At 44.2% G+C, this 25,099-nt stretch carries 26 protein-coding genes; 2 read left to right on the top strand and 24 right to left on the bottom strand.

Going from position 1 to position 25,099, the window contains the following annotated elements:
• Positions 1-51: 51 nt before the first annotated feature.
• The 3 genes from ispE to SporoP33_RS09640 all read right to left on the bottom strand — a co-directional run bounded on the left by ispE (position 52) and on the right by SporoP33_RS09640 (position 2,530).
• Positions 52-918, bottom strand: a complete 867-nt coding sequence (gene ispE / locus SporoP33_RS09650; protein ID WP_081243511.1) for a 4-(cytidine 5'-diphospho)-2-C-methyl-D-erythritol kinase — start codon at positions 916-918, stop codon at positions 52-54.
• A gap of 182 nt (positions 919-1,100) precedes the next feature.
• Positions 1,101-1,448: a DUF2200 domain-containing protein gene (locus SporoP33_RS09645; protein ID WP_081243510.1), complete on the bottom strand. Its 348-nt coding sequence runs from the start codon at positions 1,446-1,448 to the stop codon at positions 1,101-1,103.
• Between the two features lie 17 nt (positions 1,449-1,465).
• A complete protein-coding gene (locus SporoP33_RS09640) occupies positions 1,466-2,530 on the bottom strand; it encodes an NAD(P)H-dependent flavin oxidoreductase (protein ID WP_081243509.1) in 1,065 nt (354 codons plus the stop codon).
• 487 nt (positions 2,531-3,017) lie between these two features.
• On the opposite strand from SporoP33_RS09640, the gene SporoP33_RS09635 reads away from it, so the two are divergent.
• On the top strand, positions 3,018-4,298 hold the full coding sequence (locus SporoP33_RS09635; protein WP_081243508.1) for a lytic polysaccharide monooxygenase: 1,281 nt from the start codon (positions 3,018-3,020) through the stop codon (positions 4,296-4,298).
• Positions 4,299-4,436: 138 nt separating this feature from the next.
• Here the strand turns inward: SporoP33_RS09635 and SporoP33_RS09630 are convergent, their stop codons facing one another.
• From SporoP33_RS09630 to metG, 7 genes are all read right to left on the bottom strand, one after another.
• On the bottom strand, positions 4,437-4,610 hold the full coding sequence (locus SporoP33_RS09630) for a small, acid-soluble spore protein, alpha/beta type (protein ID WP_081243507.1): 174 nt from the start codon (positions 4,608-4,610) through the stop codon (positions 4,437-4,439).
• A gap of 138 nt (positions 4,611-4,748) precedes the next feature.
• Complete coding sequence (gene veg, locus SporoP33_RS09625) at positions 4,749-5,015, bottom strand: biofilm formation stimulator Veg (RefSeq protein WP_081243506.1); 267 nt, start codon at positions 5,013-5,015, stop codon at positions 4,749-4,751.
• Between the two features lie 144 nt (positions 5,016-5,159).
• Positions 5,160-6,053 carry a 16S rRNA (adenine(1518)-N(6)/adenine(1519)-N(6))-dimethyltransferase RsmA gene (gene rsmA, locus SporoP33_RS09620; RefSeq protein WP_081243505.1) on the bottom strand — a complete coding sequence of 298 codons (894 nt, stop codon included), beginning with the start codon at positions 6,051-6,053 and terminating at the stop codon, positions 5,160-5,162.
• Positions 6,046-6,612, bottom strand: coding sequence for a ribonuclease M5 (gene rnmV / locus SporoP33_RS09615; protein WP_081244823.1), 567 nt, complete (start codon positions 6,610-6,612; stop codon positions 6,046-6,048). Before rnmV ends, rsmA begins: the two co-directional genes overlap by 8 nt.
• A 141-nt stretch (positions 6,613-6,753) precedes the next feature.
• Positions 6,754-7,998 (bottom strand): G5 and 3D domain-containing protein, encoded by a 1,245-nt coding sequence (locus SporoP33_RS16530; RefSeq protein WP_081243504.1) that lies wholly within the window; start codon positions 7,996-7,998, stop codon positions 6,754-6,756.
• A 137-nt stretch (positions 7,999-8,135) separates the two neighbouring features.
• Positions 8,136-8,903 (bottom strand): TatD family hydrolase, encoded by a 768-nt coding sequence (locus SporoP33_RS09605; RefSeq protein WP_081243503.1) that lies wholly within the window; start codon positions 8,901-8,903, stop codon positions 8,136-8,138.
• 268 nt (positions 8,904-9,171) lie between these two features.
• Positions 9,172-11,166 (bottom strand): methionine--tRNA ligase, encoded by a 1,995-nt coding sequence (metG, locus tag SporoP33_RS09600; protein ID WP_081244822.1) that lies wholly within the window; start codon positions 11,164-11,166, stop codon positions 9,172-9,174.
• 267 nt (positions 11,167-11,433) lie between these two features.
• Between metG and SporoP33_RS09595 the strand changes: the two genes are divergently transcribed.
• Positions 11,434-11,709 carry a transition state genes transcriptional regulator AbrB gene (locus SporoP33_RS09595; RefSeq protein WP_081243502.1) on the top strand — a complete coding sequence of 92 codons (276 nt, stop codon included), beginning with the start codon at positions 11,434-11,436 and terminating at the stop codon, positions 11,707-11,709.
• Positions 11,710-11,752: 43 nt separating this feature from the next.
• Here the strand turns inward: SporoP33_RS09595 and rsmI are convergent, their stop codons facing one another.
• The 14 genes from rsmI to SporoP33_RS09525 form a co-directional block, all read right to left on the bottom strand.
• Complete coding sequence (rsmI, locus tag SporoP33_RS09590; RefSeq protein ID WP_081244821.1) at positions 11,753-12,628, bottom strand: 16S rRNA (cytidine(1402)-2'-O)-methyltransferase; 876 nt, start codon at positions 12,626-12,628, stop codon at positions 11,753-11,755.
• Positions 12,628-12,891: a GIY-YIG nuclease family protein gene (locus SporoP33_RS09585; RefSeq protein ID WP_081243501.1), complete on the bottom strand. Its 264-nt coding sequence runs from the start codon at positions 12,889-12,891 to the stop codon at positions 12,628-12,630. Before SporoP33_RS09585 ends, rsmI begins: the two co-directional genes overlap by 1 nt.
• Positions 12,878-13,618, bottom strand: a complete 741-nt coding sequence (locus tag SporoP33_RS09580) for a tRNA1(Val) (adenine(37)-N6)-methyltransferase (protein ID WP_081243500.1) — start codon at positions 13,616-13,618, stop codon at positions 12,878-12,880. Before SporoP33_RS09580 ends, SporoP33_RS09585 begins: the two co-directional genes overlap by 14 nt.
• Positions 13,619-13,675: 57 nt before the next feature.
• Complete coding sequence (yabA, locus tag SporoP33_RS09575; protein ID WP_081243499.1) at positions 13,676-14,035, bottom strand: DNA replication initiation control protein YabA; 360 nt, start codon at positions 14,033-14,035, stop codon at positions 13,676-13,678.
• Positions 14,036-14,048: 13 nt separating this feature from the next.
• Positions 14,049-14,876, bottom strand: coding sequence for a PSP1 domain-containing protein (locus tag SporoP33_RS09570; protein WP_081243498.1), 828 nt, complete (start codon positions 14,874-14,876; stop codon positions 14,049-14,051).
• On the bottom strand, positions 14,869-15,879 hold the full coding sequence (gene holB, locus SporoP33_RS09565; protein WP_081243497.1) for a DNA polymerase III subunit delta': 1,011 nt from the start codon (positions 15,877-15,879) through the stop codon (positions 14,869-14,871). The genes SporoP33_RS09570 and holB overlap by 8 nt, the downstream gene beginning before the upstream one ends.
• Before the next feature lie 69 nt (positions 15,880-15,948).
• On the bottom strand, positions 15,949-16,389 hold the full coding sequence (locus SporoP33_RS09560) for a YaaR family protein (protein WP_081243496.1): 441 nt from the start codon (positions 16,387-16,389) through the stop codon (positions 15,949-15,951).
• A 17-nt stretch (positions 16,390-16,406) separates the two neighbouring features.
• Positions 16,407-16,736: a cyclic-di-AMP receptor gene (locus SporoP33_RS09555; RefSeq protein WP_009499399.1), complete on the bottom strand. Its 330-nt coding sequence runs from the start codon at positions 16,734-16,736 to the stop codon at positions 16,407-16,409.
• A 54-nt stretch (positions 16,737-16,790) separates the two neighbouring features.
• A complete protein-coding gene (gene tmk, locus SporoP33_RS09550) occupies positions 16,791-17,432 on the bottom strand; it encodes a dTMP kinase (protein WP_081243495.1) in 642 nt (213 codons plus the stop codon).
• Between the two features lie 15 nt (positions 17,433-17,447).
• Positions 17,448-18,872 (bottom strand): aminotransferase class I/II-fold pyridoxal phosphate-dependent enzyme, encoded by a 1,425-nt coding sequence (locus SporoP33_RS09545; RefSeq protein ID WP_081243494.1) that lies wholly within the window; start codon positions 18,870-18,872, stop codon positions 17,448-17,450.
• Positions 18,873-18,956: 84 nt separating this feature from the next.
• Entirely contained in the window at positions 18,957-21,125 is a 2,169-nt protein-coding gene (locus SporoP33_RS09540; protein WP_196796761.1) for a LuxR C-terminal-related transcriptional regulator, read from the bottom strand.
• A gap of 38 nt (positions 21,126-21,163) precedes the next feature.
• Positions 21,164-23,722 (bottom strand): winged helix-turn-helix domain-containing protein, encoded by a 2,559-nt coding sequence (locus SporoP33_RS09535; RefSeq protein WP_081243492.1) that lies wholly within the window; start codon positions 23,720-23,722, stop codon positions 21,164-21,166.
• A gap of 70 nt (positions 23,723-23,792) precedes the next feature.
• The gene (locus tag SporoP33_RS09530) at positions 23,793-23,996 is read right to left on the bottom strand and encodes a helix-turn-helix transcriptional regulator (protein ID WP_081243491.1); all 204 of its coding nucleotides are present in this window, start codon (positions 23,994-23,996) and stop codon (positions 23,793-23,795) included.
• 27 nt (positions 23,997-24,023) lie between these two features.
• Positions 24,024-25,070, bottom strand: coding sequence for a glycosyl hydrolase family 18 protein (locus SporoP33_RS09525; protein WP_081243490.1), 1,047 nt, complete (start codon positions 25,068-25,070; stop codon positions 24,024-24,026).
• Positions 25,071-25,099: the final 29 nt, after the last annotated feature.

The following is a 25,099-nucleotide window of genomic DNA, read 5'->3' as shown; positions in this document are numbered from 1 at the left end:
CGACTCCTAAATCCGAATGATTTATAAGTAGACTATCATAATCGTCCGGTATTAATCAACTACAATTCGTTCGCCCAGCATACGTACCGCATGTACATCCGGACAGAACCCTCTCAGCGCATTAACAATTTTCGGCACACGCGATTCGTGCTTCACTAATCCAAAAACTGTCGGACCGCTGCCGCTCATCAATACTGCATCCGCACCGAATCGCTCCATTTGTTCCTTCAGTGTGACAACTTCCTGATGGAGACCCATCGTAACCGGCTCCAGCACGTTGCCTAATGACGCACACATCTTGTCATAGTCGCCTTCCCGCAAGGCCTCCATCATATGCCCGGTCTGCGGATGCGTGATGGCGGACAAGTCGAGCTGTCCATAAATATTGCCTGTTGATACGCCAATCGTCGGCTTTGCCAGCACGACCCAGCAATTCGGCGGGGCAGGTAAATGTGTGATATTCTCTCCGCGTCCTCTTGCGATGGCTGTTCCGCCATATACGCAAAACGAAACGTCCGATCCGATTTCTGCGCCAAGGACCGCCAGTTCATCCAGGGACAATCCAAGATCCCATAAGCGGTTCAGCCCGCGCAAAGCAGCAGCGGCATCTGAACTTCCACCCGCCAGTCCTGCTGCAATTGGAATATTTTTGTCCAGCGTAATTTCAACTCCGTGATTCAATTGATAGCGTTTACGCAGTAAATCCGCCGCCTGATACGCTAAGTTTTTACGGTCATTCGGCACAAATCGATGAGATGACTTTATCGTAATAGCTTGATCCGTCGTAGGACGGAGCCAGATGCGGTCAGCCAAGTCGACAGTTGTCATAATCATCTCGACCTCATGATAGCCGTCAGGCCGTTTACTCAGCACGTCTAACGTTAAGTTGATTTTCGCAGGCGCCTTTTCGTAAATCATGATAAAAGCTCCCTCCCCACAGCATTGTTCTTGCTCATATATTACCACACAATGAATAGAACGTAGGGGGAATAATAAAAAAAAGAACTGCGAAGACTTTGCGGTTTTGTTCACCCGCCGGAATCTGTTTATACAGATTTCCGGAGATGATTTACTGCGGCTATTGCCGTCTATTCATTACATTACTCCCGCAAAATCTTTTCCATAGTTTTTCCCTTTGCCAGCTCGTCGATTAACTTATCCAAATACCGAATTTCCTGCATCGTCGGCTCTTCAACATCTTCCACTCTCACACCGCAGATCACGCCTTTAATCAAGTATCTTGAAGGATTCAGCTGCGGAGCCTCCGCTAAAAATGTCTCAAAATCTGTTTGTTTTGCTATTTGCGCTTCTAACATCTCTTGGCTGTATCCTGTGAACCAGCGAATGATCTCATCGACTTCCTGTTTCGTACGCCCTTTTCTTTCCGCTTTCGCAACGTACAGGGGATAAACAACGGAAAAACTCATAGTATAAATTTTATGTTTCATGCGTTTTTACCACACTCTCATCTATTATTTATAATTTGATTCACTTGAGAAATAATATCGGACAGTAATTCAGCAGCCGGCTTTCTCTTGCTCAACCGCGGAGATTGTCCGCTCCACAAATGAATCCATTCCGGCCGGTTCTGTCTGGCCGCCTCGCCCCGGATACCTGTCGTCAGTGTGTTCATAATTGGGTATTCCGGCAAACTTTCTTCATAAGGTTTCATTTCCCGGATGAAATCGTTTTGGATACCCCTTGCCGGTTTACCGCTGAATACCGATGTAATAACAGTTTGATCTTCCGTACCAGTTAAAATAGCATCAATATGCTGTGTTTTCGCCCCGCTTTCAGCAGCTGTCACAAAAGCAGTTCCCATTTGAACCGCCTGCGCACCCAAAGTAAGGGCTGCCAGCACACCCCTGCCGTCCATAATACCCCCGGCAGCAATTACCGGAATCTGAATATGATCCGCAGCTTGCGGGATGAGCGACATCGTTCCAATCATGGCGTCTCCGAATGATCCCGAGAATGTTCCCCGATGTCCGCCTGCCTCACTGCCTTGCATGACTACCATGTCCATTCCCTGCTCTTGATTGATGAGGGCTTCTTTTACAGTTGTAGCAGTCCCCATCACGACAATATTCTCTTCTTTCAGCTTTTGCACTGTTTCTTTAGAAGGAACACCAAATGTAAAACTGCATACAGCCACCTTTTCCTGAATAATTATCTCCACTTGCTTGTCAAAGTTCGCAGTGGACATCTCTTTTATTTCAGGCTCCGCCACACCCAGCTCTTCGCGGTAGGGGCGCAGTAATTCATTTGCTTTTTTGATCTTTTCCACGGATATTTCTGAAGCTTCAGGAACAAATAAGTTTACTCCAAACGGCCGGTCCGTTTTTTGTTTAATTTCGACAATCGTTTTTCTCATGTCTTCCGCCTTCATATATCCTGCACCAAGCGTCCCAAGACCGCCGGCATTTGAGACAGCGGCCACCAGTTCAGGTGTAGTAGTTCCAGCCATCCCTGCCTGTATGACCGGATACTGAATGCCAAGCTTTTCAGTCAAGTTGTTGTGATTCCACATCTTTTATACATTCCTCCATTCATTCCTCATTCAAGGGCATCGAAATAAATACTACTGCGGTGATTGAATTGTCAAAAAATACGAACACTCTCTTTATTGTAACATTTATCTTTGCTCATCCCTTGGTTATCACGGGGCTATTTTCCTTTGTATCATTTGAAACTAAATAAGTAATATATAATCAGAATACACTAACTATAGTGTGTTGCATAACAGAACAAGGATAAATTCAGTAGGCAATTCTAATTATTTTTCTATATGTTTTTTTGAAATCTTTTCACAATTACAGATCTTTATTTAGGCATATCCTCATAATTAATATCCATTTTTACTGCTAAATATTTCCTTAACGGCACATTTATTTAAAAACTTTACTGTTTCCACTGAAAAAGAACCGTTTTTCGGGCATTGATTAGCACCACGAAAGGTTCTATGATGATAGCATATTACGACATAGTTATTACAAACTAGCAGGAGGATAAAGTAGATGAAGTTACATATTTATCGCGAGATTCAATGGCCTGTATTGCTTGGTGTTATGTTCATAATGGTACTGACTTTTTCATTTTCAAGTCAGGCATCTGCACATGGATATGTAAGCCAGCCCGAAAGCCGCGCTCTCTTATGTAAGCAAGGACAAAATAAAAACTGCGGGAGAATTATTTATGAGCCGCAGAGCCTGGAAGCACCCGGGAATTTTCCTGCCGGCGGTCCTGCCGACGGTAAAATCGCCAGTGCAAATATATTTTTTGAATTAGATGCGCAATCCAGACTTCGCTGGGAGAAGGTTCCGATGAAAAGCGGGGATTATCAATTCAAGTGGAAATTTACAGCTCCGCATGTCACAGGATCATGGGAATATTACATCACCAGAATAGGATGGGATACAAACCAGCCATTACAGCGCGCAGATTTTCAAAAGTTTTGTACTGTAGACGGTAAAAAACAAAGACCGCCTTCCGAAGTCACACATACGTGTAAGGTGCCTGAACGCACAGGCTACCATGTGATCCTGGCTGTCTGGAACATAGGCGATACAAAAAATGCATTTTATAACGTCATTGACACTGAATTCGGCGGAAAACAAGTACTGCCGACCAAGCCTGAAACAAAGCCTGAGAAAAATCACGGCACATCAGACAGTCTGACACCAGCGCCATTGCCTGACGTTCAGCCTGAAAAGCCGCTTCAGCCAGCAGCAAAGTGGGATGAGGACAAAGTGTATGTTGAAGGCGATAGAGCGCTCTACGCTGGCTCTTTATATGCCGCAAAATGGTGGACGCGCGGCGATCTCCCTGGCGATTCCGCTGTATGGAAGCTGTTGAAGCCGGCGAACGATGATGTACATGAATGGAAAACAAGAAATGTCTATGAAGTCGGCGATCAAGTCATGCATGAAGGCGTTCTATACAGCGCACAATGGTGGACAAGCGGTGACGAGCCAGGAAAATCAGACGTATGGAAATTATTAAAGATCATCAATGGCAATGTGAAGAAGTGGGAAAAGCAAAGTGTATATCTGGCAGGTAATCAGGTACTTCATGAAAATGTGATATATGAGGCCAAATGGTGGACACGCGGCGATCTTCCCGGTAACTCTGCCGTATGGACATTACTGAAAACTTCTGGCATGAATGCACCGGAGTGGCGGACTGCAAATGTTTATGTTGCCGGAGACCAAGTTATGTTCAATGGAAATTTATATGAAGCGAAGTGGTGGACACGCGGAAATGTGCCAAGTGACAGCGCACAATGGAAACGGCACTGAAAAATAAAAACCAACGGATAGTAATGCGTCATATCAATGCGCATTACTATCCGTTTTTTCAATAAAAAACTGCAAAGCACGTTCCCCTTTGCAGTTTTTCTTGTCAGCCTTTTTTGGATTCTACGGACATTGGTCGGTTTACTTCTTTTCCTCCACTTGTCTGCTCGCCATTTCAATTGCACGTTTTACCATATTTCCTGCATCACGTGAACGAATACCGCCCCAGCCCTCACGCTGTACTACATCGTAAAAGCCAAGTTCTTTCGCGATCTCTTCTTTCAACTGATCTGACATGACGCCTTTTCTCGCCATTTCGGTTTCCTCCTTTTCGGCTGACGTCTATAGTCTGTGCTGTAAAGGAAAAATTACACTTTATAATTACTAACAAAAAAACCCGCCAGAACGTACCAGGCGGATTCACTAGGAAATAAATTAAAATAGCATAAAAAATTATTTGATGATAAAAGCTGTTTGGTCTGAACCATCAAGAATTGTTATTTCAACCGCTTCGGTCAAAATATCTGCATAGCTGTAAGAAACTCTTTCAAACGCATTGTCATCCTGATCCAACTCGACTACGAAAACGGCACGATACGTATCGCGCAAGACTCCTGCATGTTCGATGGTCTTCTTACGACCGCCGTTTGCTTTCAGATGGAGACGTTTCCCTAAATGAGCGTCCAGTGACTTTTTAATGTCTGCTAATGTTTTTGGCATGTTACTTACACCTCACTAATAACTATCATAACATTTTTAGGAGGTGTTGTCAATCAAATTTTTCATTTTAACAGTATATCTATGTTTTTGTCAATTGTTTTATCATAAAATTTATCATTTTTCTCAACTAAATTTGTCATTTCTTTATTCCGGTTTCGGGTTGCCAAAGTGAGGGTAAAGTGCATTGGCCAGTTCAATAAACTCTGGTATTGACAGTGTCTCTCCCCTTCTGCTTGGGTCTATTCCGGCCTGATCGAATGCCTGCTGAATAAGATCTTTCTTTTCTTTTCCCTCGGCGAGAGACGCCTGGAGATTATTCCACAACGTTTTACGCCGATGCAAGAATGATCCCTGCGTTACAGTAAACAGGAAATCTTCATCCGCCACTGCAGCATACGCTTCTTCCCGGCGCGTTAAACTAAGAACAGCCGATTCCACATTCGGCTGCGGAATAAACACGGTTTTCGGTACGATCATCGATACTTCCGCATCCATATAATACTGGACAGCAATCGACAAAGAACCATACGCTTTTGTGCCTGGCGACGCTGTAATACGGTCTGCCACTTCCTTTTGCATCATGATCACAAGCTGTTTCACCCGCGCTCTTTCCATAAGAAACTTCATAATGATAGGCGTCGTAATATAGTACGGTAAATTTGCCACCACGACTACGTCTTCATAGTCAGCAAACTGTTCTTCTATTACCCCGTGCAGATCTGCTTTCAGGACATCCTGGTGAAGCACTGTCACATTTGGATATGGCGACATCGTATCTTCAAGAACAGGCAACAGACGCCCGTCTATCTCGAACGCCACGACCTTTCCGGCTTGCCTCGCAAGGTGTTCTGTCAATGCACCAATTCCCGGTCCCACCTCAATAACGCCCGTATCTTTTGTAATTGCTGCGCACGAGACGATATTATGAAGTACGTTGGAATCCACCAGAAAATTCTGACCCAGACTTTTCTTGAATGAAAATCCGTGTTTCTGTAAAATCTCTTTTGTTCTCATAGGTGTAGCTATGTCTTTATACATCAGTGTTCATTCCCTCCCCGTCGACAATTCGTATCGCTTCATTTAACTGTGCGTTGGAAATCCGGAACATTTCCAGCCGCTTCTTCAATCCTTTACCGTTCACTTGGCCGATATGCAACAGCTCGGAGAGACGCTCCCTGCGCTTTCTGGAGTCCTCGTGACCGATCAATCGGGCTTCCAGCAATACTGCCATTGGAATCTCTTCTATAGTATGTTCACTCACCGTATAAACAGAAGCTAACGCGCGGCGAATTGCATCATCACTTGCATGTTCGATGCCTAACCCGTGACCATTTTTCGCAATTGTCTCCTTCTTTGTTAAAAATGCATGCTTTACGCCAGGCACCTGTTCTTCTACAATTGCCCGTATACGCCGCCCGGGAAAATCAGGGTCAGTAAAAACGATGACGCCCCTCGTTTGCTGCGCATGACGAATCCGTTCAATGGTCTTGTCTGACACCGCCGAACCGTTCGTTTCAATCGTATCGGCGCCGGTCGCTCTTCTGACCGCTACGGTATCCGACTTTCCTTCCACTACAATTACTTCTTCTATATTCACAATATTCCTCTTTTCTTCCGTTGTCATTCTTTCTATTTTACTGTTTTTTCGCATCGCACACAACCAAACCGCGGAGGTTCTGCGAAAACAGAAAAAACCGATAAGGGAAAGAGTTTTCTTCGCCTCATCGGTATATTGCTATTAGTTAATTACTTTAATCTTTACTTGGCGGCGGCCAAAGTTATAAGCCGCTTCTTTTGTAGGCATGTGCAGATCAATGCGGTTTCCTTTGATCGCACCGCCTGTATCACCTGCGATTGCATAGCCGTAGCCTTCCACCCAAACTTTGGAACCGAGTGGAATGACACGCGGATCTACCGCGATTAATTTCATGTTCGGATTTGCACGCAAGTTAATACCCGTTGCTGTTATACCTGAACAGCCTGTGCAATATGCTGTATACGCACTTGCATTGGCATAGAATTCTTTTCCGCCGCTTGGCTCACTGCCGCTGCCGCGTGATACGGCAACTTGAGAACTTGCAGATGTGCCACCAGATTTTGCCTTGGCCGGTGCTGCAGCCACTTCTACTTTAGGCGCTTTTGCCCCTACGTGAACTACTTTATGTGTAGGCTCTTCCACCATTGTTTTGCCGACAAGTTCACGGGAAACAATCTTTCCGTTCTTTTTCGTGATTTGGAATTTCTTTTGTACTTTACCTTTTTTACCTTCAGTCACGACTTTCTCTTTACCTTTTAACATAGTCATATCTGTTTTTCTTTTCACTTTGAAGTTAGCCGATTCTTCTACTACATCGGTAACCTTTTCTACACGCGCAATGTTTACCACAGCATTAGATGCGGTCAGTTTTGCTTTTGTATCGCCTTCTACTTTATCTAAATTAGAAAGACGGATATTTTGATCTGTCAAAAACTGTCTGACAGTCGTTTGAGTGGACCATACCGTACGTTCCTTGCCGCCGTCTTTCACAGTAACAGGGAATGCTTTAGCAATAGTGATCGGCTGGTTATCTGTAACCTTTGCTGCCAATGCAGGCTCTACTTCGTCATGTGTCGTCACTTCAATTTCTGCTGTCTTCAGCACATCATTCACTGTGCGGTCTGTTGTCCAAAGTTCCTGCGTTTTGCCATCTATGTCAATCGTAACTTTCTTAGCCTGCTGCCACTTAATATCCGTATCAGCTGTAATCGGTGTATCAGCTGCCGGCTCTACGATGTCATGTTTTTGCACTTCTACGTCATTTGCTGCCAATACTTCTCCAACTGTAGCTGCTGCTGTGCGTACTTCTACTTGTTTGCCGTTAAGATCCAACGAGACGTTCTTCTTTTTTCCGTCAATCAATACGAGTGACGTAGTAGTTACGAATAACGCCATTGCTACGAATAAAATTGCAATGCGCATACCCTTTGTATTCTTTTGAAACATGAAAAAATTTCCCCCTTCATTACTCGGCTGAGTATATAGCGTTTATATTACACTGTCAAACTTCCAAACTATTAACCGGAAACTAGAAACATCTGAATTCTTTTTGGCCTTTGCAACAAATGTTTTCCGTAAATCGTTTACTGAATCTTAAACAGCTGTAATGCATTTGCAGTCGTTTGCTTCGCTACTTCCTCAACTGTCACTTCCTTCAACCGTGCGATTTCTTCTGCCACTAACGGGATATAGGAAGGTTCATTACGTTTCCCCCGATATGGATGCGGCGCTAAATAAGGTGCATCTGTTTCAATCAGCAGCTTGTTGAGTGGAATTTCTTTCGCTACTTCTTTTGGCATTCTGGCATTTTTGAACGTGACAGGGCCGCCGAGAGATATGAGGAAACTCATCTCTATACATTGTTTGGCAGTTTCAACACTGCCTCCGTAACAATGCATAATCCCTCCGACTTCTGCTGCATGTTCTTCCTGCAGAATGCGAACTACATCGCCTGTTGCATCGCGATTATGAATAATGATCGGCAAATTAACTTCCTTTGCCAATTGAATATGCTTCCGGAACAATTCTTGCTGTATGTCTTTCGGTGATTTATCCCAGTGATAATCAAGACCTGTTTCTCCGATGCCGACTACTTTAGGATGAGCGGATAATTGCTTTATCCATTGCAGATCGCTTTCTGTGCAATCTACCGCATCGACAGGATGCCAGCCAATTACGCCATAGATGAATGAATATTCATCAATTAACTTCATGGCTTTATTGATAGTTTTCGTATCAAAACCGACCACTACCATTTTTTCTACGTTTGCATCAATTGCACGCTGAATGACGTCTTGTAAGTCTTCTTCGTATTGATCTGCATTTAAATGAACATGTGTATCAATAAACATAGTATCTCTCCTAACACTGTTTCCTATTCTAGTAGGATTGATTGTGACTTTCATCTCATTTATATTACAGTTGTGTAACAAAGAGTTTGTAAATTCCGTCTAACAGACCGTAAACGCTGTAAAACTAGTCAAATGCACCCACCGTGGAGTGTATGGTGAACAATTAGATTTCATACGTTTACTGTAACAACTGTGACACAAAACAAAAAAGCTGTCAGCAGAAACCGTATGAATGCGGCTTCTGCTGACAGCTCTGTATAGTATGGATTTATTTTACTCTCGCACCGTTTTCCAGTAACGGATCGACCGTTGCAAGTTTCAGGACGCCGTCTTCCTCGCCTGCGAGGATCATGCCCTGTGATAGTTCTCCCCGAAGTTTGACCGGTTTCAAGTTCGCAACGACAATAACTTTCATACCGACTACGTCTTCAGCTTTATAGTGTTCGGCAATGCCGGACACTACTTGACGCTGTTCATAGCCGAGGTCGACTTGCAATTTGAGCAGTTTGTCGGCTTTTGGCATCTTTTCACATGCCGTTACAGTTGCTACGCGCATGTCTATGCTCATGAACTCGTCAAAGGTTATTTCATTCGATTCTTCTATTACTTCCTCTTTTTTCTCTTCCACTTCGGCAGGTGCCGTAATTGCCATTTGCTGCCGAATGTACTCTACTTCCACTTCTGTATCGAGACGCGGGAAAATGGGAACGCCTTTTTTAATAACTGTCGTACCGGCTGGAATTGTATAGCCGTCCTGCAAAGTGTCCCAGCGTAATGAATCTGCTGAAAGGCCAAGCTGTTCAATCATCTGTTTCGGCGCATTTGTCATGAACGGCTGCAGAAGAACCGCCGTCTGATGAAGGGACAGAGCCAGATGATACATGACAGATGCCAGTTTCATACGGTCTTCTTCCGATTTAGCCAAAACCCACGGTGCAGTTTCGTCAATATACTTATTTGTACGGGAAATTAATGCCCATACATCTCCGAGCACGACACTGAATTGCATTTTTTCCATAGACTGCTCGTATTTGGTCACAGTTTGCTGAATCATCTCGCGTAATGTTGCATCAAATTCAGTCGGAATCAGGCCTTCAGTCAAAATTTCTCCGTCAAAGTATTTATTAATCATGGAAATAGTACGGTTTAACAGATTGCCTAAATCATTTGCCAGGTCGTAGTTGATTCTCTCGACAAATGCCTCCGGAGAAAATACTCCGTCTTGTCCAAATGGCAGCTCACGCAGCAAGAAGTAACGTGTAGCATCCAAGCCATAGCGTTCAACCAGCATTTCAGGGTAGACAACATTCCCTTTGGATTTCGACATTTTGCCGTCTTTCATCATGATAAATCCATGTGCAAATACTTTTTTCGGTAATGGCAGATCAAGCGCCATCAGGAAGATTGGCCAATAGATTGTATGGAAGCGAACGATGTCTTTCCCTACAACATGAACATCTGCCGGCCAATATTTCTTGAACAATGAGTCATCATCGGACATATAGCCAAGAGCTGTAATATAGTTCGTCAATGCATCGACCCACACATAAATGACATGCTTCGGGTCCCCCGGCACTTTAATTCCCCAGTCAAATGACATACGGGACACCGAAAGATCTTCAAGTCCCGGTTTAATGAAGTTATTAATCATTTCGTTCTTACGAGATTCCGGCTCAATGAATGTCGGGTTCTCTTCATAATACGCAAGAAGGCGATCCGCATACTTCTTCATATTAAAGAAATAAGACTCTTCTTCTACGCGGTGAACCGGGCGTCCGCAATCCGGACAATTTCCATCTGTCAATTGTGATTCTGTAAAATACGATTCACACGGCACACATTTCCACCCGTCATACTTCCCTTTGTAAATGTCCCCGTTATCAAGAAACTTCTGAAAGATCTTTTCGACAACGACTTTATGGCGGTCTTCTGTCGTGCGGATTAAATCATCGTAAGAAATATCCATCAGCTTCCACAGATCCTTGGCGATATCGGCAATGCCATCTACGTATTTTAGCGGAGTCATACCTTCCTCTTCCGCTTTCTCCTGGATTTTTTGGCCATGCTCGTCCATTCCTGTTAAAAATCTGACGTCATAGCCGCGCAGCCGCTTATAGCGTGCCATTGCATCCGATGCGATGGTCGTATATGCCGTTCCTATATGAAACTTCCCGCTTGGGTAATAAATAGGCGTTGTAATATAAAATGTTTTAGATTGATTCTCCACGCATAATTCCTCCAAATAGTTAATGTATACTTTCATTTTATCGGATGTTGCACAAAAGTGCCATGTTCGCATCCGAAACGTTATACTTATTGCTGATTTCCTATACTGTCCCCCCGCTAAATCCCCTAATTGCCCCTGCAGCTTTCATTTTTTACCTGTCAAAAAATTAATAAATAATAATCGTATTTAAATAGGTTGTGATGATTGACGATTATTGGAAGAGTTGGTATGATATTAAACAGACAAAAGAAATATGTCGAATTTTGACGAATTTAAATCTAGGATGTAGGAGGAATACTTCTCATGAAGTCTACTGGTATCGTAAGAAAAGTTGATGAGCTGGGTCGCGTTGTAATCCCGATTGAACTGCGTCGCACGCTTGGCATCGAGCAAAAAGACGCGTTGGAAATATACGTGGACGACGATAAAATTATCTTAAAGAAGTACATGCCAAATATGACATGTTCTATTACCGGTGAAGTATCGGACGACAATCTTCGTTTGATCGACGGTAAGTTAATTTTAAGTCCTGAAGGCGCAAAACAATTGATTCAGGAAATTGAAAATAAAATCAATTAATTTGTTGGCGACCTGAACGTAAATACGTTCAGGATTTTTTTATTTACTCTACGTGATATGCCTGATAAACATCCCGCTTACTTAGTCCGCGTGTTTCCGCCACTTCTTTGATTGCATCTTTCGAACGAACCCCTCGTTCTTCTATTACATATTCGACGTGTTTCTTCATTGAAAGTTCCGTCCACCAGGCAGTGTTCATTTCATCTTCCGCTTGGGTGTTCCCTTCTACAACGAGACAGAACTCTCCGCGAATTTCATTCGACTCTGCCCATTCCACTGCCTCGCCTATGGTTCCTCTCAGCAGCTCTTCAAATCGTTTGGTTAACTCGCGCGCCATCACAATTTTCCGTTCACTTCCAAATTGTTCTGCCAAACTGCGCAATGTTTGCTTTAAACGGTGCGGTGCTTCATAAAATAACAAAGTCTCTTCGCAGCGCTGCAGTTTGGCCAGCTGTGCCTTTTGCTCTTTCTTTTGACGAGAAAGGAATCCGAAGAACGTAAATGGCTGGGGAGTAATACCTGACGCGACCAATGCCGTAACCGCTGCATTCGGACCCGGCACAGGAACTGCCGCAATTCCCTTCGCAATTGCCAATTCAACGAGATCTGCACCTGGATCTGAGATACATGGCATTCCTGCATCGCTGACAATAGCCACATCTTTCCCATCTTGAAGCAATTCTATAATCTTTTCTCCCGCTGCCCTTGTATTATGTTCATGATAGCTGATTAATTGTGTATGAATATCAAAGTGGTTGCATAGTTTGATGGTGTTTCGCGTATCTTCTGCCGCTATATAATCTGCTTCCTGCAAGATCCGGACAGCACGAAAAGACATATCTTCCAGATTGCCGATCGGTGTACCGACAATGAATAACTTTCCATGCTCTGTCGTTTCAGCACTTTTTTGGGACGTAATCATGTGCAACGCTCCTTTGTTATATATTGCTCTTTCTGTGCGCGGCTTAATTGTTTGAACTGGTATTCAGCCTGCATGGCCCCGCGCTGTGTTTCAAATAGTTCTTGATAGACATAACGCACAGGCAGCCGCCCTCTTGTATACTTGGCGCCTTTTCCTTCATTATGTACCCGTAAGCGGCGATCTAAATCATTTGTATAGCCCGCATAGTAGGAGCCGTCATTGCATTCAAGAACATAAAAGAAGTGCTCATTCTTCCCCATACAATAACTTCCTCACTTCTTCTGTATATTCTCCATCCTCTTGATAGACATATAAAGGAGGAAGTATCTTCAAATCGGGCTTCCCGTCTTTGATTGCTTCAATCAATAGGGTGTTTGCTTCCTTTCCTTCTTTCGGGTAGACGAAACGAATGCGCTTCGGCTCCAGACGATACTTTCTCATCGACGTAATTATATCCAGCAATCGCCCGGGCCGATGGACAAACGCTGCTTTTCCGCCTTGCTTCAGTAATTCACTTGCAGACTTTACGGCCTGATCAAGTGTCAGCTCTACTTCATGACGCGCAATCGTATAATGCTCACTTTTATTTCTCGTGCTTGCATTATTTGCCGGGAAATACGGCGGATTGCACGTGACCGTATCATATAGTTCATAGCCAATTTCCTTTGCAATCCCAATAACATTTGCTTGATGTATCGTGATCTGCTCTTCCAGCCCATTAAGTTCAACGCTTCTTTGTGCCATATCTGCCAGACGTTCCTGTAATTCTATGCCAATGACAGCCCCCTTCGTCCGGGCACTCAGAAATAAAGGGATGGCACCGTTCCCCGTGCATAAGTCTACGATTTTCCCACCGCGCAGCGGCATATAAGCAAATCGCGCCAACAGTACTGCATCCAATGAAAATGAAAAAACAGAAGGGCTTTGAATAATCCGCAAGTCCTCTGCCAGTAAATAGTCAAGCCGTTCGTCGCCTTGTAATTTCACACTCTACACTCCTTCAGTCAAAAGAAAAAGCCAATACCTAAAAATAGGAATTGACCTTTAACCGTTCTGTTTATTTAAAAATGACAGGCAGAATAAACAATCTTCGCCTTTACGGCTGCTGCCATAATGCACGTTGCATACATGAAACCCTTCATTATACAGGCGAGCCAGATTATCTACGCCTTCACCCACATCCAGCTTCTTCGGACGTTCATCCCGCGCGGTCTCTTCTATACTCTGTGTAATCTTATCAATTTCGTCCAGCCGCGTTCGCAGATGATGGTTTTCCAGACGAAGCGAGTGGTTTTCTTCAGTCATTTCCGCAACAAATCCAATCAGCTCTCTGAATTGTTTTTGCATTGAATCCAACTGCTGTTCAAACTCCATTACTCTGTCAAGAAAGTTCACTTCTTTCAACTGTTCCACCTCATCATTTTGTCAATTGAGCCATTTCCTTTTGTAAATCCTCAATCTCACTCCACGCATATTCCAATACTCGTTCAAACGCCGGTACATTCACTTGCAGCACCCGCTCCAATAAATTCAGACCGACTACTTTCCCTATTCCATCTGGTGTTGCCACTTGCTTGCCGAGATCTGGCATTTGTGCTTTTGCTTCTTCATATGCGTCATTTTCATATTTCAGACAGCACATTAAGCGGCCGCATAGACCGGAAATTTTTGATGGATTCAACGAAAGGTTCTGATCCTTGGCCATCTTAATGGATACTGGTTCAAAATCACCTAAAAATGTTGAACAGCAAAGCATCCTGCCGCATGGTCCGATACCGCCAAGCATCTTGGCCTCATCCCGTACACCAATCTGGCGCAATTCAATTCTTGTCCGGAAAATGGAAGCAAGATCTTTTACGAGATTACGGAAGTCCACTCGTCCTTCAGCAGTGAAATAGAACACGATTTTATTGCGGTCAAATGTATATTCTACGTCTACTAAACGCATATCTAATTGATGCTCTGCAATTTTTTGTACACAGACATCAAAAGCTTGATTTGCTTCTTGCTCATTCTCTTTGACACGTTCCCGATCAGTTTCATCCGCAAGACGAATGATCTTTTTCAGTGGCAAGACGACATCTTCATCATCTATTTCATTACTCCGACTGGCTACTTTGCCGTATTCTACTCCTCTGGCGGTTTCTACAATCACGTAGTCTCCAATTTCAATCGGCATATCCAATGGGTCGAAATAATATAACTTACCCGCTTTTTTAAAGCGGACGCCTACGACTTTATACAAACAATAACCCCTCCTGCATAGTAAGCACCAATTGTTCCAGTAAAAGCGTACGATTCATATTTTGATGCAATCGTTTTTTCGCCTGCAAGATGGCATCTATTTTCACAGTCAGACTGCTATACGCATTTTTGACAGAGTAACCTGTGAAGGGTTCCAATTGATCGGGATAGGCAATGGTTGATTGCAGCCCTGCTTTTACCGCTACAATATCACGGTACGCGAAGAGAAGCAAATCCAGTCCTTGCTCACAATCACTTTTTTCCTTCATAACAGGCATCCAATCTGTCTGAATGAACAGCAGCGCCTCACCCGGAGACCGCTGTTCGATTGCCTCTACTAATTTTAACACTAATTTTCGTCTCTGTACAAAGGAATCTTCCTGAGCCATGTCAAAGGCCGCCTCTACATTGGCCGTCATCATCGTAACTGTGGCTGCCATGGAGGCAGTTATTCCTTTTTCCACGAGACGTTCTATACTTTCCTGGCGATTCATCGGCTGCAGGGAAATTCTCTGACAGCGCGATTGAATGGTAGGTAAAATGGATGGGTAGGATTCAGTTAAAAGAATGGCTGTAACGTTTCCTTCAGGTTCTTCAAGAAACTTCAGCAATGTATTGGCTGCAGACGTATTCATACGTTCTGCTTGGACAATCACATATACTTTCCGGCCCTCTTCAAATCCTTTTTTCGTCATTTTCATGATTAATCCGGACATTTGCTCTTTTTTAATATCCTGTCCGTCAGGCCTGATCTCCACTACGTTCGGATGATTGCCCGATTCAATTCGCTTGCACGAATGACATGTTTCACATGGAACATTGTCTTTAGGTTCCATGCATAAAAGCAGCTTCGTGAAGTATTGCGCAATAGCTTCTTTTCCTGCCCCGTTCGAACCATCAAAGATGTAGGCATGCCCAATGCGCTGTCGCTCATGAATCTTAGCTAATCGGCTGATCACCTGTTTCTGAGACTGCAATGCATGATTGTGCAGCTTTTCTGACATGCAATCTCCTCCTTGGCAAATAAAGTTCTTGCAAAAAACCCCGTGCTACAAGTTAAGTGCAGCACGGGATCACGTATATAAATTGATCAGAAGGCCTTTGATTTCCCCTATTTTCGCTAGTAAATCAATGGACGATTCTTCTTCATCCAATAGCGCTTCCGTCAACGCAATTAGTTTTTCATCTATTGTTTGGACCAGCTTTAAACGGCGCCCCTCGCCGAATTGGTTCCATGTATGGGATTGTGTTAACTCGATGCCTGAATCCACTGCTTCTTTCAAGAAACGTTTAATGAGCATCTTATACTTTGCCATATCACGCAAGTTCCGCGATCTGGCCAATCGGTCGCCGGCAGTTGAAATATCTCCGAATAAACGGGCAATCTGTTCACTTTGCAGACGCGATGCCTGTTTTTCCACCATCTGCCCAAACTTGGCATTGCCTGGTTGATGCCGAAGAGGATCCGCCGGTAATTTATCCATACCTGTACGGTAGTCACTATTGACTTTCATCAGCATTCACCTCTGCATCAAAAATGGTGGAACTGTTCAATTGGCAAGACGAATACAGTTGCTCCCCCTACTTCCACTTCAATGGGATAAGGAATATAAGAATCCGCGTTACCGCCCATTGGTGAAACAGGAGCGACCATCTGATCGCGGGAACGGCAATTGTCCCGTATTAAATCCAATGCTTTGGAAACTAATTCATCTTCCACACCCATTAGGAATGTTGTATTTCCAGCGCGGAGAAATCCGCCTGTACTGGCTAATTTTGTATTCCGAAAATCACTTTTAGTCAATGCAGAAGACAATCGGTTACTATCTTGGTCCTGTACCACTGCTACAATCAGTTTCAATGTACTCTCCCCTTTTCCGATTTCCCGTAATAAAAAAGCTTCCTTCTCATTATATCACGAATTCTTATGTAAGTTGACTTCTGAACTTACAATTTTCCAAACATTTTCCGCCACTTGCTCCGGCGATTGCTGTGCATCAACCACTCGTATACGCTCCCCGTCACGGCGCAGTACTTCTTGATACCCTTTATACACTTGTTCATGGAATTCCACTTTTTCCAAATCCAAGCGGTTTTGTTCCCGCTCTTGATCCTTCCAGATACGCGCCAAACCTACTTCAGGAGGCACATCGAAAAAGATTGTGCAATCGGGCATATAGTTGTCTATCGCAAATAAATTGATTGCCAGCACGTTATCGATTCCAAGCTCCCGTGCAAATCCCTGATAAGCCAGCGAACTGTCAATAAACCGGTCACACAGGACAATTTTGTTCTGCTTAAGCGCCGGTATGACTTTCTCGACTAAGTGCTGTCTCCGGGCGGCTGCGTACAGCAATGCTTCTGTCTTTCCGTCCATTGCTTTGTGATTCGCATCTAAAATAATTTCACGAATCTTCTCGGCAATCGGAATGCCGCCAGGTTCACGCGTCACTACCACATCTTGTCCTTCCAACTTCAGGCGGTTTGCTATCTCCTGCAATACCGTCGTCTTCCCCGCCCCTTCAGGCCCTTCAAAGCTGATGAATAATCCTGTCATTTTACTGTCTCCCGTCTAGTTGCCAACTACTTTTATTTCTTTTGTCTCCATATTTATTGCTCCCTGAAATCTGCAGCCGGCTGCCAATAAGTCTTGGATTTGCTTGATATACTCCTCTGTAACCCGCTCCCCTGCGCATAATAGCGGTATCCCCGGGGGGTAAGGAATAATGGACTCTGCTGCCACTCGTTGTGCCGCCTGTTCTATATGTACCCATTCAGTACTCATCGTATGAAGTTGCTTGGCTGTATATGCCGTCACGGATACAAGGCTGGAAGGCGGTGAAAAATAAGTCTGTACAGCGGCAGCTTCTTTGTCTGTCAAACTCTTTACCGCCCGTCTGAATTTGTCGGCCGTATTTGCATGTTCTTCGTCATAGTCCGCTTTCACCAAAGGCAGTATAAGCAATACCTGATATAAATCTGCCAGTTCCACGTAGATCCCCTGCTGCTCCAATGCTTCCTGCAGGACGAATCCTGTATGGCCTTCTGCGCGCAGCAGCAGTTTCAGTCCGTCATCAGGCTCTACTGCCTCAACCCCCTGTATACTGCGTAATTCTTGGATCAGGCCCTGCCTATATAATAGAAACCTCGCATAGTCATTTTCGTTATACGTCTCTGCATAGTATCTCGCATCATCTAAAGAAGCCATCAATACATACGAAGGACTGCTTGATTGAAGCATCTGAAGATAATGCGCTACCCGTTCAACAGAAACCAATTGTGAATGAATATGTAAAAAGGAAGCCATCGTCATAGCTGGCAATGTTTTATGCGCGGACTGGACGACCAGGTCTGCTCCAAGATCCAATGCACTTTTTGGGAATGCTTCATTCACTATAAAATGGGCACCATGCGCTTCATCAACCAATACTGGTATGCTGTAACTATGGCATATTTTTATGATGTCTTCCATTTCATAATTCGTTACTCCATAGTAAGTGGGCGCAGTAAACACAGCGGCCTTTATATTCGGATATTGCTTGAGCGCATATTTCACGTTTTCCAGTGACACTGTGCCGGCTGTCTGAGTCTGCTCATGCCAGTCAGGAGATAAAAACACCGGCTGCGCGCCCGTCAGCTCCAGTGCGTGAAATACAGACTTATGTGCATTGCGCTGCACCAGCACCAAGTCACCTTGCCGGACCGTTGCATACAGCATTGCCAAGTTCCCGACTGTCGATCCATTTACCAAGAAGAAACTGCGGTCACTCCCATATAAACGTGACAGCTTATCTTCTGCCTGTTTAATCGCTTCCGCGGGTTCATGCAGATCATCGAGTCCCGTCAGTTCCGTGACATCATAGACCAACGCCTGCCGCATGTTGTCCGGCAAACCAGAAAGCATACCGTTTTTATGCCCCGGCACATGAAATGAAAGAGGGTTACGGCTTTGGAAATTTTGTAAAGCCCGCACAAGCGGCCGGTCTTCATACGTCATTTGCTATGCACTCCTTTACTTTCATTAAGTATAACAAAACAGCGACACTCCTCATACAAGAAGCGCCGCCGGTCGTTTCATTATTCACTTTGCCTTATATGCTTTTAACATGGCTTCTGTTCTTGACTTCACATTCAGCTTCTCACATATAGATGTTAAGTGGATGCGCAACATTCCTTCTGTCAAAGATAAACTTTTTGCTATTTTATGATCCGGCTCGCCTGATGTCAGTTGCGAAAATACTTCTTGCTCTCGCGCTGTCAGCAAATCAGTGAGAGGAGCAGTCCGTTGCGTCGCCTGAACTAAACGCTCCACGTAGAAGGATGGAACACCAGACCAATCTATATCGCCACGTTGTTTACGCACTTTTGCATATTCCTTCAGCATCGCTTCCATACAATCTTCTTCAGCGAATAACTGGGTATAGCCGTATTCTTTACTGCACGTCATCGCCTCCTGCAAAGCCCGGGCCATTTGTTCCCAGCTTTCGCTGCGGGCATAACATACACTCTCCAAAATAGCTGCCTCGATAAACGTCAAGACCTGCGCTTCCTTCTGTGCATCCAGTTTCACACGGCGAACCGCTTCCAGTGCTGCTTCCTGACTGGAGTTTTCCAAAAGCATTCTGGCGCGCACAAGTGAGATGAAAGAATGCTTTTCGCAATTTTCGTCAACAGCGTTCTCTGTTTTTGACAGTATTTCTTCTGCAAGCTGAACATGCTGTTCTTTCAAATAAATCAATGCTTGACATGCATGTAAAAATTTTCTCCAGAAACTATCTGGGGCATAAGATAAAGCATTTTTGACAGTTTCGTGCGCTTTAGCCGTTTCACCTTTCGCCAAGTACAGCTTGCAGCGGAGGATATACATTGGAATCAGCAGACCTGGATCCTGATAATGATGCGCTAAAAGCAAGGCTGCTTCCTGTGCCTGTCCCGCTTCTTTCAAATAACCATTCACATACCATGTCTCCGCCTGAATACCATGGTAATACCCTGTAACAGATAATTTATTTGACCCGTAAGAATACTTAGTCTGACAGAAAGATGGACTTTCCAGTCTGTCCGTCTTTTTATGGCGGCCTACTGGTGTGCGCCATAATATCGGTTCGTCTTTATTGAACTGAAGCGGCAGCAGATAAAAATTAGAACTCTGCCCGGCATTCAAATTAAATCCTTTTTGCAGCCACTGCCCGACTTCAGTCACACCGCCCATTTTAATAATTGTAATATAGGACCTGACCAGAAAATAGTCGTATGCGGCGGATTTGACTCGTTCCGTAAACGCATTCCATTCTTTTCGATTATTTTCTGCCGTCATTTGGTTTGTGACACGGTCCGCTTCTTCTGCTTTATGCTCCGCTACTAGTGAAAAAGCAAACAGAAGCTGAAGGTCTAAAGTTAATGGAATACCGGCTTCTTCAAATTCATAGCACCAAGCTGCGAATGCAAGTGTATGCCGATTCCTGATCATTTGTTCTCCGTAATTCGTCATCAAGGCCGCTGCTAACGGGTAGGCCTTACCTTTTAACGCATGAGTGATTGCCCGCACGATATCGCCTTGCTGAAGATATCTGCATGCTGCATTTTTAAGCAGCACTGCATCGGGCTCTTCTGTCTGGGCGAACTCTTTCCTTACGTACTGCTGCTGGGGATGTTGCATCTTATATATATCATTGGAAGTCAATTGCAAATGCTCCGCTCTGACTTCAGTCACAGTGAATAAAGAGTGCCACAATGTAAGGCTGATCGGCGCAAGGCTGCGGCTTGCAAAGCAAATCTTCAACGATTCAGGCATTGCCACTACAAAATACTGAATCATTTCTAACAACTCGGGATTGTTTATGTGATGAAAGTCGTCGATAACTAACCGAACCGGCTTCTCTAATCGGCTGCCTGCCTGCTTATACAAATCCCACATTGCATTAAGTTCTCTGCGGTTTGCGTTAGCCAATTCACGCTGCAGCCTGTCCTGCGGGAGCAAGGCACAAGCCGAATACACTGCATAAACGATATACCGGAAAAAACAGAGCGAGTGATTGTCTGTCTCATCGACTGTCAGCCAGGCAATATTTTCATCCAGGTTCTTTGTCCAATGCGCCAAAAATGCCGTTTTGCCATAGCCTTCGGGCGCACTTATAAACAACACATCTGACCGGATTGCTTCCTCTTGAACAGACGCCATATTCTCTCTGCTGATCCAGCTTTCAGCATGCGCGGGTATTTGAATTTTTGATGCTAATAATGCCGTCATTGCCGTCATCCCCCTTACCGAAAATAATTTTCCCAGCTTTATTGCCAATCATCCGCCAGCAGTATAGCCTGAGCACGTGAGCAGACATTGAGTTTTTTATAGACTTTCGATAAATAGACTCTCACTGTTCCTTCAGAGAGAAAAAGCTGCTCCGCAATTTCTTTATTGGATGCACCAGAGGCAATCGCTTTGATCAGCTGTTCTTCCCGGGGAGTCAGCTTCGGTTTTATTTTCTTAGGATCGGTTCGCGGACGGATGATATGATCCGTTGTCAACGACTGCACAAAGACAAGCGGAACAGTTTCCCACTCAGCCTGTTCAACATTTTTCCGGCTTTTTATATAGTGCAGCAATACCGGCTGTAATGCCTCTTCGTCTAAAAAAATTCGCTTATATCCTGACTCCGCGGCCAGCTCCAATGCTTCATGTAGTACACTTGCGGCACATTTTTTCTTGCTGCTATTCCATAAGCAGAGCGAATGTAGTACTTTTGCTTCTATAATCGGTATTACACGGGATTCCCGTTTCGCATCTTTGATTACTTGCTCAATATAATGAAGTGCTTTTCGGCCATTGCCTCTTTCCATATGCAGTCTCGCCTGTACAAGCATCCAAAATTCCAAGCCAGAATCAGCCCGGCGTATAACATTTGATGATCGCGCGAGCTCCATTTCAGCTTTTTCAAAAGCCCCCTCCCGAATATATGCCAGACCTTTCATAGTAAGCAAAATGCATTTCCAGTCAATGTTCAGCGGGCTGTTCATCGCATGGTTTAGTCCTGCCTGTGCTTCGGTGAATTGTTTGGCAGCCAAATAAATCTTTGTTTTCAAGATACACAGTGGAACAGACAAACCTGGATCATTATGGCCGTCAATGTATTCCATTGCCTTTTTTATGAGCTCATCGGCTTTTGGCAGTACATTCATTTCATAATAAATCTCGGCTTGTAAAGCGAAGCTATATCCCGCAAGAGGACGGGGCAAGTACGCATCATTTCGCAATTGATCATTGAGCTTCATTAATGGCTTGAAGGAGCCGAGCTTCCCACCATTGCCCAAATTGGTTTGCAGCAATTGCGGCTTGAAGTGATTATAGATCATTGAGAACCGGTTCCACCGGGAGTCAAAGGGAAACGGATGGCAATGAACCTGATTCAAAACGTGTGATATGCTCTTTTCTGTCATGCGCCCCTGCAAAAACAATATATATACTTTTAAAATATCCAACATACACGCTGCATCTTTTGAATCCGCTTCAGCCCGCCAGCCTGACTTTTCATGTCTGCGGTCGAGTTCCCGGACAATAGACACAGTTCTCTCCATCTCCCGCTGCACAGCGCACATATATGCGTAGAATACGAGCGTCTCCGGATGTACATCAAAAGAATTTTTACGCAGCATTAATATCCAGTGCTTGAAACTACCTGTCTCTTTGGAATGAAATATATTTACCAGGTTCTCCACAATCCAACGATCCGCCAATTCAAATAAATTTCCTCTGACTGCAGTCTCAATGGCGGCCGGGTAATCTCCTCTTTCATACAAGAGTTTTGCGGTTATCCTATAAACGTCCATAATGGATTCTTTCGATAAACGCCGATGCATCTCGTTCTGTAAAGCGGTCGAAAATAGAGGATGAAGCCTGTATGTCAGAGGACTGCCTTCCAGCTGGCTGATAAATAATCCCTTCCGCTCGATTTCCTTCAATACCTCTTCACTGTCATCTCGCTTCATTACTTGATTACAATAGGCTGGAGTTAATTCTTTCAAGAGAGATGTGCGTATGAGAAATTGCTGCACAGCAGCCGGCAGACTGGACAGAACTTCATAGAGTACATAACTTCCGACTACGGGCGACAAGATAGAAAGTTCCATTGATTTCCGTTGCCGATCTTTGTGCGGTTCGGTCAAGCTCAGTAAGCGGACGCCGAATGGCCAGCCTTCCGCAGCACATAGCACTTGCTGGTAAAAAGACTTGGTCCGAGGAGTGACAACGGCATTATTTTCATAAAACTCTTTTACCTCGTCTAATGTAAACTGAAGCTGCCCGATGCCTATTTCATACATCCAGCCTTTTATTCGCCATTCCGAAAGGGGCAGAGGTATTTCGTCTTGGCTTATAATAAAAACTTTTACATGGCGCGGCAAGAAGTGAATGAAGCGTGCCATCATTTTATGAATGACTGGGTTGCTGATCAAATCGTAATCGTCCAGAACAAGGGAGATGTTCTCTTGTTTTCTGCTGAGTTCATCCAACAGCATATCGACAATCCTATAGAAAGGCGGACCGGTTTCTAGGAAAGACAGTACCTTTTCTTTATTTATTGCTTTCCCGCTATGCACGATGGAATGAATGATGCAGCTCCAAAATCGCACCGGATCATTGTCCATTTCATCTAACGCAAGCCAAGCAGTATACCCATTTACGCCGGAGAGTGACTTACTCAGCAATGTCGTCTTTCCGTATCCCAGCGGCGCCTGTATGGCAGTCAATCGGACCATTTTTATGTGACAAGGAATTTGTATTTCTTTTCGAATAATGAAGTTTTCATCGGCAACAGGCATTTTGACTTTTACAGCCGCTTCTGATTCTTTCACAAATCCTCCCTCCTCTCTGTCAATTTATAGCCTTTACTGCTATGGACTGTCTGCACCGATTTCTGTACTTTTATGAAATATCCGTATTAAAAAAGATTTCACCAATCGGTTTATTAAGAACATCCGAAATCTTTTTCATTGTTTTCGCACTTGGATAATACGCGCCATTTTCTATTTTGGATAAAGCTGTACGCCCGATGCCCACCTGCTCAGCCAATTCTGCCTGCGTCAGATTCATTTGTTTCCTGAGTTCTTTAATATGATTGGCAAACATCTCTTCTTCCCCTTCCGATTCTTAGTTTTAACGGATAGCTTTATTCAGAAATTCCAATGTGGAGGTCTCAATCCCTCCCATCCGCCAAAGAGAAACCTTAGTATTGCCTTCTTCAGCCGCGATCTTCATCCATTGGTGCAGGGTCTGCCGGTCCGCGTACCAAACGGTGAACTTCTCACCGTTTTTTTCTTTATAATCAAAATACATGCCGCCGCTAGCCGGGTCTCTTACCGGTTTTTCGTGACTCTTTCGGGCCAGCTCTTCTGCTTCTATTTCTGTAAGAGTGGCAGTATGGTCTTTCCCATGCTGCCATTTGAATCCGCCTGCAGAAAATGCCATTATTGGCTCGCCGGGCAGCGCGCTCATTTTTTTCGCTACATTACGAATAAACTCCTCGTTTGCTTTCGGGCCCGGATCTGAATGTCCGCCATGCAAGTTATACGCCATCATCACATAAACAGGGCCGGCAGGAAATTGATAGTCTTCCACGCGTAAATTAGGTTCAAGAATGACACGTAATGTTTTTCCGTGTGTTTCAAGCGCCTGGTTCAGCTCTTTATAAAATTGAATCAGGTTAGGTAAATCTTCTGTATTTACATTTTCGTAATCGATTTCAAGTCCATCAAACTGATACTTACTGATATAGTGCAAAATAGTGTCGATATGGGCTTTTCGGCTGGCTGAACTTCCTACTAGCCGCGCAATTAAATCCGCATCTTTATGAACGACCGTATTGTCCGGCAGAAATTGATCATTTACGATAGTTAAGTCTAGCGGAATTTTCCGCTTTCTGGACAGCTCTTGCATGGCAGCAATTGCCTCATGCATTTTGTCACTGAAATATAACTGGTCATCACTGTCAAAATACGCTGCAAAAACCTGCGTACGATCCAAACCTTGTACTTGCTTCAGATCTTCCATTCCACTCTGCCATTGCCACTCAGTCACCCAGGCGGATAACTCCAAACTTTTCAATTCTGCAACATCCATCTGCTGTTCGTGTTCTTGCCCGCGGCAGCCGCTTAAAAGTAAACAGGTAATAACAATGTAGGCCATCTTATTCTTCGTTTTCATTGCAATCCCCGCTTCTAGTAGTATCTATA

This window comes from Sporosarcina sp. P33, from assembly GCF_002077155.1.
Taxonomy (GTDB): domain Bacteria; phylum Bacillota; class Bacilli; order Bacillales_A; family Planococcaceae; genus Sporosarcina.
The sequence above is the reverse complement of the archived record's forward strand: the minus strand, read 5'-3'. Positions and strand labels throughout refer to the sequence as shown.